This window comes from Sphingobacterium sp. R2 (assembly GCF_040760075.1).
Lineage (GTDB): Bacteria > Bacteroidota > Bacteroidia > Sphingobacteriales > Sphingobacteriaceae > Sphingobacterium.
The window spans coordinates 3,417,829-3,434,679 of the sequence record NZ_CP142884.1 but is presented as its reverse complement, the minus strand read 5'-3'; the positions used below and the strand labels follow the sequence as shown (position 1 = coordinate 3,434,679).

General features: G+C 40.5%; 13 protein-coding genes. 7 read left to right on the top strand and 6 right to left on the bottom strand.

Annotated features, from left to right (window positions below):
- Positions 1–28: 28 nt before the first annotated feature.
- Entirely contained in the window at positions 29–619 is a 591-nt protein-coding gene (locus tag VXM68_RS14130; protein WP_367209077.1) for an RNA polymerase sigma factor, read from the bottom strand.
- A gap of 516 nt (positions 620–1,135) precedes the next feature.
- Between VXM68_RS14130 and VXM68_RS14125 the strand changes: the two genes are divergently transcribed.
- Together VXM68_RS14125 and VXM68_RS14120 are read left to right on the top strand one after the other, a co-directional pair.
- Positions 1,136–1,693 (top strand): DUF4382 domain-containing protein, encoded by a 558-nt coding sequence (locus tag VXM68_RS14125; protein ID WP_367209076.1) that lies wholly within the window; start codon positions 1,136–1,138, stop codon positions 1,691–1,693.
- Positions 1,694–2,031: 338 nt separating this feature from the next.
- Positions 2,032–6,540 (top strand): AAA domain-containing protein, encoded by a 4,509-nt coding sequence (locus tag VXM68_RS14120; RefSeq protein ID WP_294184355.1) that lies wholly within the window; start codon positions 2,032–2,034, stop codon positions 6,538–6,540.
- 146 nt (positions 6,541–6,686) lie between these two features.
- Here the strand turns inward: VXM68_RS14120 and VXM68_RS14115 are convergent, their stop codons facing one another.
- Positions 6,687–8,039 carry a DUF3472 domain-containing protein gene (locus VXM68_RS14115; RefSeq protein WP_367209075.1) on the bottom strand — a complete coding sequence of 451 codons (1,353 nt, stop codon included), beginning with the start codon at positions 8,037–8,039 and terminating at the stop codon, positions 6,687–6,689.
- Between the two features lie 468 nt (positions 8,040–8,507).
- Between VXM68_RS14115 and VXM68_RS14110 the strand changes: the two genes are divergently transcribed.
- From VXM68_RS14110 to VXM68_RS14090, 5 genes are all read left to right on the top strand, one after another.
- Positions 8,508–9,098: a Crp/Fnr family transcriptional regulator gene (locus tag VXM68_RS14110; protein ID WP_367209074.1), complete on the top strand. Its 591-nt coding sequence runs from the start codon at positions 8,508–8,510 to the stop codon at positions 9,096–9,098.
- Between the two features lie 67 nt (positions 9,099–9,165).
- Entirely contained in the window at positions 9,166–9,825 is a 660-nt protein-coding gene (locus tag VXM68_RS14105; protein ID WP_367209073.1) for a hypothetical protein, read from the top strand.
- A 135-nt stretch (positions 9,826–9,960) separates the two neighbouring features.
- Positions 9,961–10,197, top strand: a complete 237-nt coding sequence (locus tag VXM68_RS14100) for a hypothetical protein (RefSeq protein WP_293888430.1) — start codon at positions 9,961–9,963, stop codon at positions 10,195–10,197.
- A 597-nt stretch (positions 10,198–10,794) separates the two neighbouring features.
- Entirely contained in the window at positions 10,795–11,016 is a 222-nt protein-coding gene (locus VXM68_RS14095) for a hypothetical protein (RefSeq protein WP_367209072.1), read from the top strand.
- A gap of 86 nt (positions 11,017–11,102) precedes the next feature.
- Positions 11,103–12,119, top strand: a complete 1,017-nt coding sequence (locus VXM68_RS14090) for a LacI family DNA-binding transcriptional regulator (protein ID WP_367209071.1) — start codon at positions 11,103–11,105, stop codon at positions 12,117–12,119.
- 6 nt (positions 12,120–12,125) lie between these two features.
- Here VXM68_RS14090 and nagA read toward each other — a convergent pair whose 3' ends face one another.
- The 4 genes from nagA to VXM68_RS14070 are packed head-to-tail and all read right to left on the bottom strand — an operon-like array spanning position 12,126 to position 16,850.
- The gene (nagA, locus tag VXM68_RS14085) at positions 12,126–13,325 is read right to left on the bottom strand and encodes an N-acetylglucosamine-6-phosphate deacetylase (RefSeq protein ID WP_367209070.1); all 1,200 of its coding nucleotides are present in this window, start codon (positions 13,323–13,325) and stop codon (positions 12,126–12,128) included.
- Between the two features lies 1 nt (position 13,326).
- Positions 13,327–14,646, bottom strand: coding sequence for a sugar MFS transporter (locus VXM68_RS14080; RefSeq protein WP_367209069.1), 1,320 nt, complete (start codon positions 14,644–14,646; stop codon positions 13,327–13,329).
- Between the two features lie 9 nt (positions 14,647–14,655).
- Complete coding sequence (locus tag VXM68_RS14075; RefSeq protein ID WP_367209068.1) at positions 14,656–15,390, bottom strand: glucosamine-6-phosphate deaminase; 735 nt, start codon at positions 15,388–15,390, stop codon at positions 14,656–14,658.
- A gap of 38 nt (positions 15,391–15,428) precedes the next feature.
- Positions 15,429–16,850: a Gfo/Idh/MocA family protein gene (locus tag VXM68_RS14070; protein WP_367209067.1), complete on the bottom strand. Its 1,422-nt coding sequence runs from the start codon at positions 16,848–16,850 to the stop codon at positions 15,429–15,431.
- Position 16,851 lies beyond the last annotated feature (1 nt).

Sequence of the window (16,851 nt, the reverse complement as noted above, 5' to 3'; positions counted from 1 at the left end):
GGGTGAGTCTGCCCAACAATTTTTTTTATTAGCGAAGGTAAATCGAGAAAAAAACAATGATTGTAAGAAATTCGGTATTGTTTCCTAGATCTTTTTTCGCTTTTTTAAGGTGGGATTTGACCGTATTTTCTGACAAATTGAGCTTGTCAGCGATCTCTTTCGTTGTGAGGCCTTCATTTTTGTTCATAACAAAAACAAGCTGACACTGTGGCGGCAAGTTTTTGATGGCCTTATCAATCTGTTGTTGGAGCTCCTGAATGATAAGTTTCCGCTCTGGCGAAATGGAATCGATGACATCCTCTTGCGGGCTGTATCCTGCTAATTTTTGGCGTTTCTGCTTATTCTGATAGATGATGTTGAAGGTCTGATTGCGGACTGCCCGTGCTAGGTAACTGGATAGTTTTTCATTTTGCAAACTGAAAGTTGAGCGAAGTTTCCAAAGTTTACAAAGCACATCCTGCACACATTCTTCAGCTTCCTGCAGATTGCCCAAGCGATTACATGCAACAGCCAACATCTTATCCCAGTATCGGTCATAAATTTCTATTAACACGCGCTCATCATCGGTATTGAAGAGGTTCAGGAGATCATAGTCGCTATATTTTTTATAATTAAGCATTTAGGCAGATTGTAAAGCAAAGCTAAAAAAAATCTTCTTATTCAAGAATAAAAGCGATAACAATGTATTACACTTGGAATAAATGAAATTGTAGAATTTACTTATTTATCTTCTATATATTGAGCGGCAGGTCTAGTAGGTGCAACTTTGAGTTTTTCTGCAATAATTAACAAGCTTATAATTTCATACGGTGCCGTACCAAATCCCATTAGCCCTTGATGTCGTCAACAGACATTACTTGTAAAGGAATATTAGCAGTGATTTTTCGATCGGTTATAACAGTCGAGGAGCTTTCTCCATTTAGTTACACTGGATCTATTTTTTTTTTACTCGTGTCAAATGAAACGTATAACTAATACCTGCTATCGATCTGTTGAATTGTCTTTTTATTACCTCAACAATTTGCCTTTAGCAGATCAAATGGGGTGGGTATAGTGTAATTAGGTTCACTAATCATCCTATTTTAAAAAAAACAAACGATGCCGACTTCCCTTGTGTTCAACTTAAAAAACAATTATGACCCTTATTTTTAGTAGAAAAGACACAAAGTTAACCGCCAGCAGGGTTTCTACCCTCTTGTATCTTATGGGCGTGGCCCTCCTCATACTTTTAGTTAGCTGCCATGAGGACGATAGCCCCGCACCCGAGCAGGCGCACTTAAAAGTGAAGGTAAAAAGTGTAGGTGATCCGTATGATGCAGTCCACCTCGAGATCCAACAGCTATGGACCCGCACGTCTGCAGGTGGCGGAAAAATCGAGGCAAATAAAAGGGTAAACATCCTGGGAATTCGAAAGGATAGCATCGTCGCGGGTGGGTATGTGCCCCATGGCACGCTACAGGAAGTTATGCTAAAGGTAGCCCCTACAGGGAATGAAATAATCATAGATGACCTTCCCTATGCTTTACACACGCCACAAGCACAAATTATCGCGGTGAATATCGCAGCCGACAGTAAGCTTTTACCGAATGAAAACCATACATTAATGCTTCATATTAATCTGTCAGATTTTATCCAAGAGACGGCAGAAGGCAAATTTGTAATTAATCCTAATCTCACCGCAGTACTGGATTAAGCGACAGGTATTACACAACTAATGTATAGAATAAAATGCATAAACCAAATATAACACAGTTTATGCGTTAAATACTGGTCATTAAAAAACCACTTTAAACTTTGAATTTGACCTTCCAACCCATATTTTAATGATTTATTGATCTAACAGTCCATGTGTACGAAAGGCAAAAATCTAGGGCACAAACAAACTTACTTCTCTGGAATTGGTAGAAAAGTTTATTTTAAATAGGAAAAGGTGTGTACCAAAATTGTTGACCTGCTTTGGTTAGGCAATTTGATTCCATTGCTGATTATACCGAATATTTGTATATTAGGATAAATACAAATATTACAGTTATGTCATCCAAGATTTTCCTGCAATCATTACAGAGTAAATTAAAAGGCGGCAACGCGCGCTCTATTCATTTAAATGCATTGCCAGGGCGGTTGGCCACCCGGTTAGACCTCCAGCAGCTTGACCTCATCGAGGATGGCCTCGCCAAATTATTTTTGGATACGTTGTTGACCAAAGCACACGTTGAATTTAAGATTTCATTTGATACAATAGACCTTAATGAGAAAGATGCGGAAACTCAAAAGAAACTGACCTTAATTTCGAAACGACTGAACTCGATCATCATAGAAAATGAAGATTATTTTAAAGAACATGGGATGAAGACCCTCGGATTCGGCTATCCTATTCTTATAAAAAGATCTTCAAAAGACCCCTCGAAAATCATAAAAGCCCCATTATTCATTTGGCAACTAGAGGCCGTTAAATCTAAAAACAAAGTCAATGAATGGTCGTTTTTGCGAAATAAGGTGGTTCAAGCGAATGGAAAAATAGTGGATTCAGATATTCACCCCATTAGTATCAACGAGGTCCTCCTTTCTTTTATCAAAAGTGAAGATGATATTACTCTCCCCAATCTTGCTAATGAAGCCTTAGAAGACTCACTGATTGATAGCAACGAACTAGTGAATGCTTGTGCTGAAGTACTGGAAGCGCTCAATGCGAATAGTATAGAGCAGATACTTGAGGTGCTACGCAAAAACTTTGAAACAGCTATTAACGTATTACCCGAAGCATCCCAGATAGATGCTATCGCCAATAACAAAGCTTACATTCATTTTGGTGGTATTTTTGGTTTGTTCAGAGCGCAAAAAGAGAGTATTATCACCGACATTTCCCGCTTATTGGATCGCTTCGATACTTTTGAATTTGATGAGCTTAAAGTGGAAAATCTATCGACGACACCTTTCAGTGCCGTAGAGACCGACCCAAGCCAACAGGCCATAATAAGTGCTCTCGGAAATGAACCGAATCAAATAATTCAAGGCCCTCCAGGGACGGGCAAAAGTCAATCATTAACTGCACTGATAACAAATGCTCTTGCCAATGGACTAAAGTGTCTGGTCGTCTGCGAAAAGAAAACAGCGCTTGATGTGATCAAGGCAAATATCGAACGTACAAATCCTCAGATCGGCGCTCTAGTAGGTGTAATTGATGATGTGAACGATGCCCGTGAAGCAATCGTAGATTCTGTCAGAGAACGTCAGATCGCAGTTCCGTTTCACATCTCAGTAAGGCAGGCTCAAAACCAGTATGATACGATAAAGTCAAAACTCAAGGAATCAGCTGAACGTATCAACGCACAGCATGCTGCCTTAGCTGAAACGGTCTACGGAGATAAAAGTTGGCCGCAGATCGTCGGACGGTATTTGGCTTTATTAAAAAACTTTAACCAAGTGCCGCTCAAGAATATTATATCGAAAGAGGACTTTAATTTTGCTCAGGATGACACAGAACTGGAAAGGACACTGGTTGTTTTGAAGCATAGCCATAATTTATATAAACAATCGCATCAAGTTCATTCCATATTTAGCCCACTATCAGACGATCTATTTTTAGATCAACAGGTTGGACCATCACGTGTAAGAATTGAAGATTTTATTGCATACGCTCATAAACAAATTCCAACTATTGAGCAGGTTATTACTGAACTTCAAGTAATTGGAAAGCAGTGGGCTGATGATTTTTTGAGCGGCATCCCCGCAATAATGCAGCAAGATTTTAAGCCCTATTTAGCATTTTGTATTGGAGATTCAGTGAAGGAAGACGAATTACCCTCTACTTTTCCTCAGGAACAGCGAATCAATGAAATTGTCGTAGGATTACAATCTGTTCGGATTAAAGCACTACAATTTTTCAAGCAATATGATGATGCTTTGCAACAACATTACAACAGCTATTATTCATTGCTAAGCCATGCACTATCAACTTATCTTGGCTACGCTGAGTCAAGCATTGCGCAATATGGTAATAACTTATTAGATAATAGTAGTGCCGCAAAATTTAAAACAAGCTTGTTGAGTATATTCTCGGGAAAGCATAAGCAAATAAAACAAACGAGAATTGAATTAAAGAATCGCATCGCGCAGGTAAGATCATTCCATGTTCAGAAAAATTATATTGAACATCAATATAACGACCATTTGGAAACGACCGATTTATCCATTTATCTCAACAATATTGAGGAACTACGACAAAAAGCAGCGACTTGGAAAGAACAATATCCTTATACGATAGATAGCTATTTGGCTAATATTAATGATCATCATTTTCATACTGAACTGAGTGAACTAAAAGCGCAAGTAGCTCCCCTACTTCAAAAATTGGATAGTATTGAGCAAATGCTGATCGCTGATTACAATATCGTTCCAACAACCCCAGTTACTGATATCAACGGCTTGATTGAAGCAGTACCTTATCTAATTGAGAGAGTTACTTTCCAATTAAGGCATTTTAATCATTTTCGTGACTATTACGCGGCACGCGCTGATGCCTATCGGAATCTACAAAACTCGTTTGACGATATTGAGAGTAACCAGTTAACAGGAAATATAACGAATGGGGTATTTCTGCCGTATACAGGTCTTCAGGCTGCACAGGACTTATGTCATACGATTAAGCATACCATGACAATGTTCAATGAACGTGTGAGTGATTTCCGTAGCTATCATGAGTGGAAATCATTTTTCCTTTCAGTGGACGAAGTGCAACAAAAGCTTATTACCCGAATCAGCATACATCTTAAAGACCATTGGGCTGATGCTTTTGAATGCTGGTATTTGTATTGGATACTCACGACAAATGAACCACAGGAATTGCCAAAAAGCGATTACCAACTAAAACAATATCAGCAGCAGAAACAAGAGTTTAATAATGCGCAGCTGAATAGCATTATTGCTTTGTGGACGGAAAAACAGGCTGACGCTGTAGGAAAGTTCAAATCAAGAGGACAAAACATAAATAGTTTGTTTAACAAAAAGGGAGCTAAGGGAATGCGTCGCAATTCACTCCGCACTATTGTGAACAGAGAATTTGAATTGTTTACAGATTTTTTTCCTGTGCTATTGGTCAATCCTTCCGTCTGCAGTTCGATACTGCCGCTGCAGGAAGGAATTTTTGATGTGGTCATATTCGATGAGGCCAGTCAGCTGCGTCTCGAAGATACGTACGCGGCCCTGATCCGAGGGAAGGCTAAAATTGTGTCCGGTGATAAGCACCAGATGGCTCCCTCCTCTTACTTCGAGGGAAGTGGAGCGCTGCTTGACCCAATTGATGATGAGACAAAAGACTCCGAAGATGAATTTTCAGATCGGACTGCGCTACAAGCTGCTCAGCTTAACCTTGCAGATAGCGAATCCTTACTCGCTTATGCGGTAGACAAGGGGTTCGTTGAATCTTATCTAAAAGTCCATTACCGCTCTAAACACCCGTATCTCATCGACTTCTCCAATCATGCGTTTTATGGAAATAGGTTAATGCCTGTTCCGGCAAAGGAGCACTACACTCCTATCGAATACTTACAGATTGATGGATTATATGAAGGGCAAGTAAATAAGCAAGAGGCATTGAAAGTGGTCGAATTGTTACAACAGATCATGAAGGATGCCAAAGATAGTATCCCAAGCGTAGGTGTTGCTACGTTCAATATCTATCAACGCAACTTAATCCTGGAGGAACTGAGTGCAGTTCGCCAGCATGACCCTGTATTCGACAGTTTAATGGCGCAGGCAGGAGAATCATTCTTTGTTAAAAATCTCGAAAACATTCAGGGCGACGAACGGGATATTATCATTCTCTCAACGACATTTGGGCGAAAAGCCGACGGCTCCTTTAGTCAAAACTTTGGTCCGATTATACAGGGCAAGGGACATCGCATGTTGAATGTAATCATTACTCGAGCGCGGTCTAAAGTGTATGTATGTACTTCTTTCCCGCAGGAGTATGTTGGTCAGTACCCAAATCTTATCCAGCAGAATGGCAATAAAGGACGTGGTATTATGTACGCTTACTTTACCTATGCGAAAGCGGTAAGTGAAGGGAATGACGATTTGCGAAAGGGCATTCTTGAATTATTAAGTCAGTATTGTACAGATAAACTGTATGAACCCGCGGAATTTAGCTTAGGGTCCGAGTCTCCGTTTGAAGATGAAGTATTTGAACAACTTGCACAGCATATTGGCACAGATCGTTTAGAACAGCAGCATTCCTTAGGCGGTTTTAGGATTGATATCGTTGTAAAATCAAAAATAAGCCACAAACCAATAATCGCAATAGAATGTGATGGCGCAAAATACCATAACAGTCGTGAGGCTTACGCTTGGGACAGCTTCCGCCAGGAGCAACTTGAAAGATATGGATTTATATTCCATAGGATATGGTCCATTAAATGGTGGGATGATGCCAACGGAGAATTGGAGCGACTAATTGATTTTATCCGTCAACAGGATCAGGAAGAGGCAAATTTAGGTAACCATGTGCATGTCGCAACGAAAATCAATATAAGTGATAATTAGCGATGAATGGATGATCTAACTATACCAAAAACAAGGAGAAGAATTGTTATTGTAATATTGACTTTAAAAAGGGACAATACTTCTTAATGAAGTATTGTCCCTTTTATAATGGGTGTAAAGTATGAATAATACTGTAAATATGTCTGTTAAGGTAGTGTTGTTAAATTTATTGAAGGTGCTGTTCCATAACTTGGTAGTGTAAACTTCGTTCCGGGATTGACGACAGTATTGAAAAAACCACCATTTTTGAGGAAGAAGCTGTTTCCGGTTATTCCGCCAATAGCGTCTATACGCTGGTTATTTGAATAGGTCGCATCAACTGTAAAGGTACTTTCCACAACTTTCAGCCAAGTTCCAGTAGCTGTACGAACCCATTGATTACTATATTCTGCTGAACGGCCAAGGAATCCGTTGTCGGCATTGAAGTTTTCGAGGAAGCTATGAAAGCCCGTTAAATAGGTGTTTGTTTTGGGACGTTTCCAGCTTGCAATGAGTATCCAATTATTGGTCGAAGGATCATTAAACCAGGCCGTAAAATCAGTGCTTCCATTGTTATCAGGTTCTCCCTTCAATAAAAATTTATAGGTAGTGGCGGCAGTCCAGTTATACTTGAGGTAGCTTTGTCCACCCGAACCTTCGCCACCAAACTCACCTGTTGTCGTATTTGTCCCTTTTCTATTTAATGTGATGCGATCCTCTGCTGGTATTTGGGATGGGTTATCGGTGCTATATGGACTCCAGACAGAAAATAGTATTCTGCGCTCTGTCGCTGAATTGACCTGCATACCAAAATATCCTTGACCGAACCCATTTGCCATAAAGTAAGAACCTATCTTATCTTCTCCGGCAGGCACTTTCACCTCGCTATAATAATAGGATACTTGCTGATTTGTTGGAATGGTATAATTCAAATGGCCGGATGGACCCCGCCGCGACCAATAGTAGGTGTTATCGACATTGTTGTCGCTATAAATCACCGCGCCATTTGTTGCCGAACTATCTAAAATCAAGTGTGATACATCTGCAAAATAACCGCCTGACTTGGTTACACCTTGAAGATCCATTTTTACATATCCCGCGGCATTTAGCGAATAGGTACCGACCGTGTAATCTTTTAATGCTCCACCTTTAAGTTTGACTTGTTTGCTTATACCATTGATTGTTAATTTCACCGTACTGCTATCGCCTGAAGGTAACACTTTAGCTCTTATTTTAACACGCAAAGCGCCTGATTGTGGAACTTTAGCATAGGTACTGATTACGCTATTGACATTGTTCCAGTTTGCCAATCCGTTGTTATTGATGACTTCTGCTGCACCGGAAGGTGCCGAAGTGACAAAAGCATTCCCACCTAAGGGAACTTCGTATCCGCTTAAACCCGGAGAGGCAGCACGTAGCAATAATTTCGCTTCTAAATTGTTCTGTAACTCGCTTTTTTGGCAAGAAAGAAAGCTTGCCAATACTGCACCGAGCAGTAGTGTAACTTTGGGATATCTCATAATTTAAATTTAATTGTTCTATCGAATTTTGTAAATGCAATTAAATAAAACAAAAAATATACAATGCAATCGTTTGTTCAAATTACTTTTGTAACAAAGAGGATAACTTAAGTGTTACACATCATTCATTTAATGAAATGTCTTCCGGTCTTTACAGTTAGTAGCGCATACAAATTGCTTTTATAAAAAAAATAAATTACAGAATAGAATCACCTACCCTTACAAACAATACTAAAAAACTCACTGACGACACAACAAGAATATATAGTTTAAGAAAGTAAAGGATGCCTTTTTATAGCTTTGCGTAATATCGTGATTGTTTTCTAGAACGAGATGAAGAATAATTTGAAATAAGGATTTGAATTTTGATATGATTTCATCTTCGCTACTGGACAATTTATCGCTGTTTATATCATTTCGGAAAAACAATCGTAAATTAAATAAAATAATGGCATTGAGCTATATCGTATGATGACTAACTTTTCCAATCATAATCCACCTGATTTTGTACAATTCGTACACGTTCACTTTAATGTGAATAATGAAGCATTGCTTGAATTTAAATCAAAAATCACCTCAAAATCCTTTAAAAAAGGAGACATAATTGTCAAAAAGGGAAGAATTTGTGATAAAATATTCTTTTTAGAATATGGTCTTGTAAAAACGTTGTTTACTTCGGATAGCCGGGAGTATATCATGCGTTTTTTCTCGGAAGCAAATATCTTTTCAGTCCTGGATAGTTTTATAGAACAAAAACCTTCTAATTACGAAATTGTTGCGCTCGAAGATACCGCAATAAGCTGCATATCTTATAAAGACTTACAACTATTATGTGCTAAGTATCATCAGATAGAAACTTTCTACCGTAAACTTCTTTCGATGGCCGTTATCGAAATGATGAACCGAATAGGTCGCTCACTTGAAGAAACGGGAATCGTCGCATACAACAAATTCCTAAAAAATCAGGGATATCTCCTTCAACGGATCAGTTTGGCAGATCTAGCATCATATCTAGGTATCACGCAAGTATCTTTGAGCAGAATCCGTGGCAAGAATTAGCGATTTTATCATTTGATAAATACTGCCTGTAAACAGATATGTAATTTAGTAAAAAATTCATACTGTTATGATACAAACATTATTTTTCAGTCGACAGCTCAACGTTATTATCGTACTGATTATTACGATTCTTGCAACCTTAGTAGGCTATTTTTCAATCGGTTTACCTCCAGTAATTATCGTGGGAGGCTCGGCGTTTATTGCTTTTATCTGCTGGCAGAAAACCTACTTGAGCCATCCTACCCATCCCTCATTGATATTGCCTCTTTTTGTCCTTACTGTCGCTGCGCTGCAGGTACATATCATTGAAGAATATCAGACAGGGTTTGCGCCTTCCATGAGCCGACTATTTGGGATTCCCTGGAGTGAAAAGAAATTCCTCCTTATATTTGCGCTCGTTGGGCCAACAATCTATACACTAACTACATTGGGCTTATATTATAGGATTCCTATTGCAGGGTTTGTTGCGTGGTTTATTTTTATCGGTCCCGGCGTCGCTGAATTCACACACTTCATTTTTCCGCTAATACAACCTGATATGCTACCTAATGACCCTCATGTTATTACTGATTCAATATCGGGAGAAGTTATTGAAAATATGCCAAACTACTATTTTAAAACAACCGGTAACTACTATTTTCCTGGAATGTGGACAGCAATTTTACCAATGATACCCGGATGCATTTCGATTTATAAACTATTTGTAATAAAGAATAAAAATCCTTAATTCGGTTATAAAGCATTTTTAAAACAATGTGGACTATAATAAGATCACATTGGGGACAAAGTGAGGAAGAAAAAAAATATTTTAAAACCATTTTATTTTGAAAGTAGTTCACTAATAAACTAAAATATAAATACTATGGCACTTACAACAGGAAATGAAGACAAAGTAACGAAAGAGGTCGAAACCCAAACATCTAAAATTCCTTCTATTGTATTTTTAGCAGCTTCGTTGGCAGCAATGGGAATTTCAGCAGCTTTAAAATGTTGCAAAACTAAAAATGATAATACGGCACTATTCGTTGGTCAATGGGCGGCACCATTTTTACTATTGGGTATTTACAATAAGATAGTTAAAACCGAAGGACACGATTAAGATTAATACGTTTTATTGTAATGTTTTATTTTATAGGCTGGTCAGTATGATCAGCCTTTTTTTTACCTTTTTCAACAAGGTATGATTGTATTGGTGCTGATTATAGTAATGATCTAATCAATTTTAACAACATCTTCAAAGTTTACACAAATGTATTGGGGAAGAATTTTATAGCGAGAACTGGAAACAATCTGAAAAGGGAGTTAGAAAAAATTTCATCCCACTGAATGTCCAAATTGGGATAGAACTTTCATTGTAAAAAAATTATAGGTTTATCCCGGTTATAAGTTAAATACTATATTGATGAAGACGCATTTGGTCCTAATTATTTAAACTTTGGAATAAGATATAAATTAAGATAGCTTCAAAAAACGGAAATTATCGGCATCGTATGGGTAGTCCGTCGTACTAAATAGGCACCATCTCTTCCTAGACACTTTATCTCTGCAGAATCTTTTTTTTATATTGTCGAGATTTAAATTAGTATACTTCAGAGCTTAAATCAAGATAAAAAACGACTAAAATAAAATTTCTTTTGTCAGCAGTGTTTTGTTCTTTTTATCTTGTACCTTGGCAACTAAAAAAAATATAGGCACAATGCCCATAGTAGATACCAATCCTGACCGTATTGAAAACCTAATGAACAAAATAATAAACATTATTAAAGTACACATCACTCCGATCCAATTTGATACAATGGTAAACGTTGCAAACAACTCTTTATTTGGTGGCGTTAGTGTGGATATAATGGTTTGTTTGGATGATGAAAATTTCAGCTGTCTAAACCATTACTTTGCCGATAAATCCAATGATTATTAAAATTTATACGAGTAGACCACAGTAAAACGGGCAATTTTCGATAGTTTTTAGTATTTTGTATCGCAATTCTTTAACTCTATCTAAATATGAAGAATCCTTTAGGCATCAAGGATATCGCTAAGATGCTCCAAATTTCGGTATCGACAGTTTCGCGGGCCTTTCGGGATACCCACGATGTCAATCCCGAAACCCGAAAAAAGGTGCTGGCACTCGCCAAGAAATTAAACTTTAAGCCTAATAAAAATGCTTCCGCCTTAGCTTCCGGTTCAACAAAAAATATAGGTGTGGTCATTCCCTTTATCACCAATTATTATTTTTCGATGGTGATTTCAGGTATTCAGGAAGAAGCTTATGAACGCGATTATAATGTGATTCTCTATGTCACAAACGATCATGTCGCACGGGAACAGAACCTATTGGAAAACCTATCAACGAGCAGTCTGGATGGACTTCTTATTTCGATCTCTTCCGATTCATCCACAAACGATCATTTTGAACAATTGATGGCCAAGGGAATGCCAATCGTATTCTTTGATCGTGTACCTAAAGATATAGATGCCTCCAAAGTTGTCCAAGATGATTTTGCAGGAGCCTTACAGGCGACCGAATACCTAATCCGACAAGGCTATACGCGCATTGCTCATATCGCCGGCCCCGAAAATCTGCAATTCACACAGCAGCGGCTAAATGGCTATCTGCAAGCATTGGAACAGCACAATATGATCATCGATCAGCGTCTTATTGTATATTCGGGTTTTTCACAGGCTCACGGCGCCACTGATGCATTGAAGTTACTTGCCCTCCCTGATCGTCCAGATGCGATCTTCGCTGCCAATGACCGCAAAGCCGTTGGTGCCATTCAGACAATCAAGCAGCAGGGGCTCCGTGTAGGCCAGGACATTGGCGTCATCGGATTTACCAATGATCCTATTGCTACTGTGGTAGAACCCAATTTAAGCACAATTGAAGAACCTGCCATGGAGATCGGCAAAAGGAGTTGTGCACTACTCATCCGTCATATAAAAAATCGGGATTTTGAAATTCAGGATATGATATTGCCGGGAAAATTAATCGAACGGGATTCTACCAAACGATCCTCTTAGTCGTCTTTATTTAATGTACCGTAATTCACCAGCAACAAAACTGTGATGAATGACCACATCTTCATCAAAAAGCACAATATCTGCTTCCATTCCTGTAGCTATTGCTCCAATCTTATGATCCAGCCCAAGTAGTCTTGCGGGGTTGACCGTCATCATCTGTACGGCTTCTACCAAACTGACACCTCCCTTGTTGAGCATTGTGCGGACAAGGCGATCTGCAGTAGCCACACTACCTGCAAAAGAAGAACGATCGGTTAGCTTGGCTACTCCTTCCTCGACGATTACTTCGGTTCCGTTACGCAAGCTTCCCAACACACTTTTACCCTCGGGCATACCGGCTGCACGCATCGCGTCAGTAATCAGGATCATTTTGTCCACCCCTTTCACTTTATGAATTAGCCGCAAAAAGGGCTCGGGCAAATGGACACCATCTGCGATAATCTCCACATCGATCTGGTCCAATAGAAAGCAGCTCTCAATAACTCCGGCATAACGATGCGCATGAATGCGCTTCATACCGGACATACCGGAGTAGAAATGGGTTGCCAGGCGATATCCAACTTCGACCGCAGGTAATATCTCCTCATATACTGCATCGGTATGTGCCAAAGCCAATAAGATACCATGACTGCGCACAGCCCGTCCAAAGTCCAGTGCTCCGGGCAACTCAGGAGCCGCACTCCATCGACTGATGAGATGGTGATAGCGTTCAAGTATAGGCATGTATTCTTTTGGATCCGGATTACGGATATACTTGGGATCTTGCGCCCCCCGTTGATTCATCGCAAAATAAGGGCCTTCGAGATGCAAACCCAAAAATCGGCTCCCTTCGACATTCTGCTCCCGGGCTGCTTCATAGACGGAGAAAAGTTCCAGTAGCTCCTCGCTTTCACTCGTCAAGGTGGTCGGCAGCATGGCCGTGGTACCATGGCGTAGATGCGTTTCGGCAACAGTTAAAAATGCAGACACACTGTTGTCCATAAAATCAGCGCCGCCACCGCCATGGACATGTATATCAATAAAACCCGGTGCAAGATACAGCCCCTCGGCATCCATCCATTGGGCAGCTGACCAATCTTCTTCGACAGCTTCTTTTGCCAAATAGCCTTCGCTAATATGCACAATTTTCCCCTCGGCAATCCATACTGTCCCATCCGCGATCACGCGGTAAGGTGTTATAATATTGGTATTTGTTATAATCCACATATCAGTTCGTTGATTTTTTTGTTTGTCCTGCCCATGTCTGAATCCGATACCCTTTAAAGGCATAAAATATGAGGTATAAAAAACATGGCGTCAATATCCAATAGGCTGATTTAGGATCGATCGTATCGGCCAGTACCCCATACAGGAGCGGAAGTAAAGCATTGCCACATAGCCCCATAATTAATAGTGCGGATCCTTGTTTGGCCAATGGACCGAGCCCTTCAAGTGCCAATGGCCATATGCCTGCCCAGATAAGTGCATTAGGAAACCCAATTAATACAATAAACCAGATCGAAATATCCAGATCCATATTAAACAGGAAAACATGTCCATGCGTCGACACGACTAAGATAGACAAAATCAGACCAACAACTGTGCTGAAACGCAGCATTCTGCGTTGACTGAACACTTTGGGAATCAATATAATTCCCGATAGGTAGCCTAATATTGTTGCCGTTAGCGTATAAGAAGGTAGTGCTTTGGCTTCCAGTAGGGAGAGGCCCATCGCCCCTGCATAATTGATGATCGTATCTATCGCGATAACCTGTGTACCTACATGGAGGAATATTGCCACAGCCCCCAGAATAAGGTGTGGGTATTGAAAAATACTTTTCTTGATCTCCCTACTGTCATTCCCTACTCCACCTTGTTGTTGATCCAATTCGGGAAGAATAGAAAACTTAACAAACAACCCGATCAATAGTAAGATAATTCCAACCACCGTATACGGGCCAACCACACGTAAGATCAATTCATCCAAAGCCAATGTACGGGCCGTTTCTGTCATCTGTGGAAGCTGCTTAAAGAGCTCATTGTCCTGTGGGCGCAAAATAATATAAGAAAAAAGTAAGGGTGCTAGTATACCTGCTCCCTTATTACAAATGCCCATCATACTAATCCGTTGCGCTGCACGTTCCTTTTCACCAATCAGGGTAATGTATAGATTGGCGACTGTCTGTAACAGGGCTAATCCACTTCCCAACGTAAATAGGCCAATCAAAAAGATGGGATAGGCCCTGTTATAGGCCGCAGGGACAAATAAAAATGCCCCCAAGGCCATAATCCAAAAGCCTACCATGATTCCATTTTTATATCCTATTTTTTTGAGCAGATACGAGGAAGGCATCGACATCAGCAGATAAGAGATATAAAATGCAAAAGCAACAAGGTATGATTGAAAATTGCTCAGTTCACAGGCTATTTTAAAATAGGGAATAAGAATGGCATTAATCCAGGATACAAATCCAAAGATAAAAAACATTGTTCCAATAATGCCTATGGATACCCAGGTAGTTTTCCTATCGCGTGCTGGTGCTGTCATAAGATACCGTCATTTTAAAAGCGATGCAGATCCCGCGTCCAGGTAGCAGGTGCAGTCGGCATGCTGCTGCAGGATACTCGCTGGATACAAATTGGAAACAGGTTGCGTGAGGCAATTTTTCACAGCAAGTGCTTTACGTTCATCCGGCACAGCGCAGATTATTTTCTGAGCCGATAGAATCTGCTGTATGGACATACTGATAGCCTGCAACGGTACTTCGGCGAGTGAGCCAAACCACCCTTCTCCCAACTGCTGCCGACGACACTGCTCGTCCAGATTGACAATTAGATAAGCATCTTTTACATCAAAATCAGCAGGAGGATCATTAAAAGCCAAATGACCGTTCTCTCCGATGCCCACAAAGGCAACATCGATGGGATGTGCTTTAATCTTGTGGTGCAGACGTTCACATTCTGCAGCTGGATCCGCTTCACCATTAATCAGTACAACTTCCTTCAGTGTCGCCACCTGGGTGATAAAACGCTCGGTTAAGTATTTCCGAAAGCTGGCTTTATGGCTAATTGGCATGCCAATATATTCATCGAGGTGGAACATGCGCACCTTGCTCCAGTCGATATTACTAGTAGCCACCAGCGTTTCTAGTGTTTCGAACTGGCTCTGTCCGGTTGCTAAAATAATGTTGGCTTCTCCCCTCGCCGCAATGGCAGCATGAATAGCTTCAATTCCTGCAGTTCCTGCATGTTGTCCCAGCTCTAACCGGGTGTTAAAAGTTTTAATATTCACGTCTCTTGATTTAATTTAATGTTCTCGTTGTGTTTTATTTATGATGATACAATGCTCGTTTCCCTTGCCAGCTCAATATCATGTACTTGATTATTTTTCCAATGACCAGCAGTAAAATCAGGCACCTCGATTGGCTGGGAACCATTGGCGACCGACCATTCACTTAAAGGGCCAATGACACTCCAACTGGCGGCATCATAGACATCCATGTCCATCGGTAAACCATTGCGAAGACAATCGATCAGGCGCCAGTCCATCATAAAATCCATACCACCATGGCCACCGATCTGCTTAGCCAGTTCTCCGATCTTTTTGACAATACCCGGTGTATATTGCTGTTCCAGTTTGGTCATCTCTTCGGCAGAAAGGAAATCGGCATGGCCAATAGCGATCTTGCCGGGCAGAGGATATTTCTGCGCAAAGGCCTTGGTACCACTAATCAGATGGAGGCGTGAATAAGGCCTTGGCGAACTCACATCATGCTGTAACATTATCGTACTGCCGCTATTGGTGAGGATATTGGAAATATTCATATTGCCCCGGAAGGGTTTGTCTATATAAGACTCAAATTGCTTATCAGTCGCAGCCATCTCTTTGGCTTTCTTCCCTAGCATAAAATCTTTTGAAGACATCGAACTCATATACTCCATCTTATTACCGCGGTTGACCTTCAGAATCTGGCAGATCGGTCCCAGACCGTGAGTGGGATATAGATTTCCGTTGCGTGTCGCATTTTCCTTTAAGCGCCAAAAATCAAAACGTTTTTCGGCATCAAAAAAACTCTCCAGAATGTCGTGGATATAAGCCCCTTCGCAGTGGACGATATCTCCAAAAAAACCTTGTCTAGCTAGGTTTAAGGTCAGCAGTTCAAAGTAATCGTAGCAACAATTTTCCAGCATGACACAATGTCTTTTGGTCTTCTCGGAGGTTTGTACCAGTCGCCAGCAGTCTTCCACCGTTGTCGCTGCAGGAATCTCCAAAGCGACATGCTTCCCGTGTTCCATGGCATATATCGCCATCTCGGCATGCAACTTCCAATGGGTTGCAATATAGATCAGATCATAATCCTCCTGTTCACACATCTTTTTCCAGTGCTCGGCATTTTCGGTAAATAGCTCCGCGCGGTGACCCGCTGATTTCATCCTTGCCTTTGCTTCAATCGCCTTTTCAGCCCGTACATCACAGATTCCGTTGATCGCAACACCTTCAATCTGGCTCATACGTTCTACTGCAGCAGATCCCCTATTGCCCACACCGATAAAACCGACCCTTACCGTTGGTAACTTGGGGGCCGCGTATCCCGACATATTAAATGTAGCTGTATATTTCTTTGCTGCTTCCAGCCGGATATGATCCAGATTTGTCTTTGCAGAAGCCTTATTTTCCTGTCCACGGCCAGCCATCAATCCAATTCCGGCTAGCCCGGACAGTTTTAAAAATGATCTTCGATTTGTTCCCATA

What these genes read in the sequence shown, in the direction of transcription:
- VXM68_RS14130 (WP_367209077.1), bottom strand. Translation starts at nt 619, where the DNA reads ATGCTTAATTATAAAAAATATAGCGACTATGATCTCCTGAACCTCTTC.
- VXM68_RS14125 (WP_367209076.1), top strand. Translation starts at nt 1,136, where the DNA reads ATGACCCTTATTTTTAGTAGAAAAGACACAAAGTTAACCGCCAGCAGG.
- VXM68_RS14120 (WP_294184355.1), top strand. Translation starts at nt 2,032, where the DNA reads ATGTCATCCAAGATTTTCCTGCAATCATTACAGAGTAAATTAAAAGGC.
- VXM68_RS14115 (WP_367209075.1), bottom strand. Translation starts at nt 8,039, where the DNA reads ATGAGATATCCCAAAGTTACACTACTGCTCGGTGCAGTATTGGCAAGC.
- VXM68_RS14110 (WP_367209074.1), top strand. Translation starts at nt 8,508, where the DNA reads ATGATGACTAACTTTTCCAATCATAATCCACCTGATTTTGTACAATTC.
- VXM68_RS14105 (WP_367209073.1), top strand. Translation starts at nt 9,166, where the DNA reads ATGATACAAACATTATTTTTCAGTCGACAGCTCAACGTTATTATCGTA.
- VXM68_RS14100 (WP_293888430.1), top strand. Translation starts at nt 9,961, where the DNA reads ATGGCACTTACAACAGGAAATGAAGACAAAGTAACGAAAGAGGTCGAA.
- VXM68_RS14095 (WP_367209072.1), top strand. Translation starts at nt 10,795, where the DNA reads ATGCCCATAGTAGATACCAATCCTGACCGTATTGAAAACCTAATGAAC.
- VXM68_RS14090 (WP_367209071.1), top strand. Translation starts at nt 11,103, where the DNA reads ATGAAGAATCCTTTAGGCATCAAGGATATCGCTAAGATGCTCCAAATT.
- nagA (WP_367209070.1), bottom strand. Translation starts at nt 13,325, where the DNA reads ATGTGGATTATAACAAATACCAATATTATAACACCTTACCGCGTGATC.
- VXM68_RS14080 (WP_367209069.1), bottom strand. Translation starts at nt 14,646, where the DNA reads ATGACAGCACCAGCACGCGATAGGAAAACTACCTGGGTATCCATAGGC.
- VXM68_RS14070 (WP_367209067.1), bottom strand. Translation starts at nt 16,850, where the DNA reads ATGGGAACAAATCGAAGATCATTTTTAAAACTGTCCGGGCTAGCCGGA.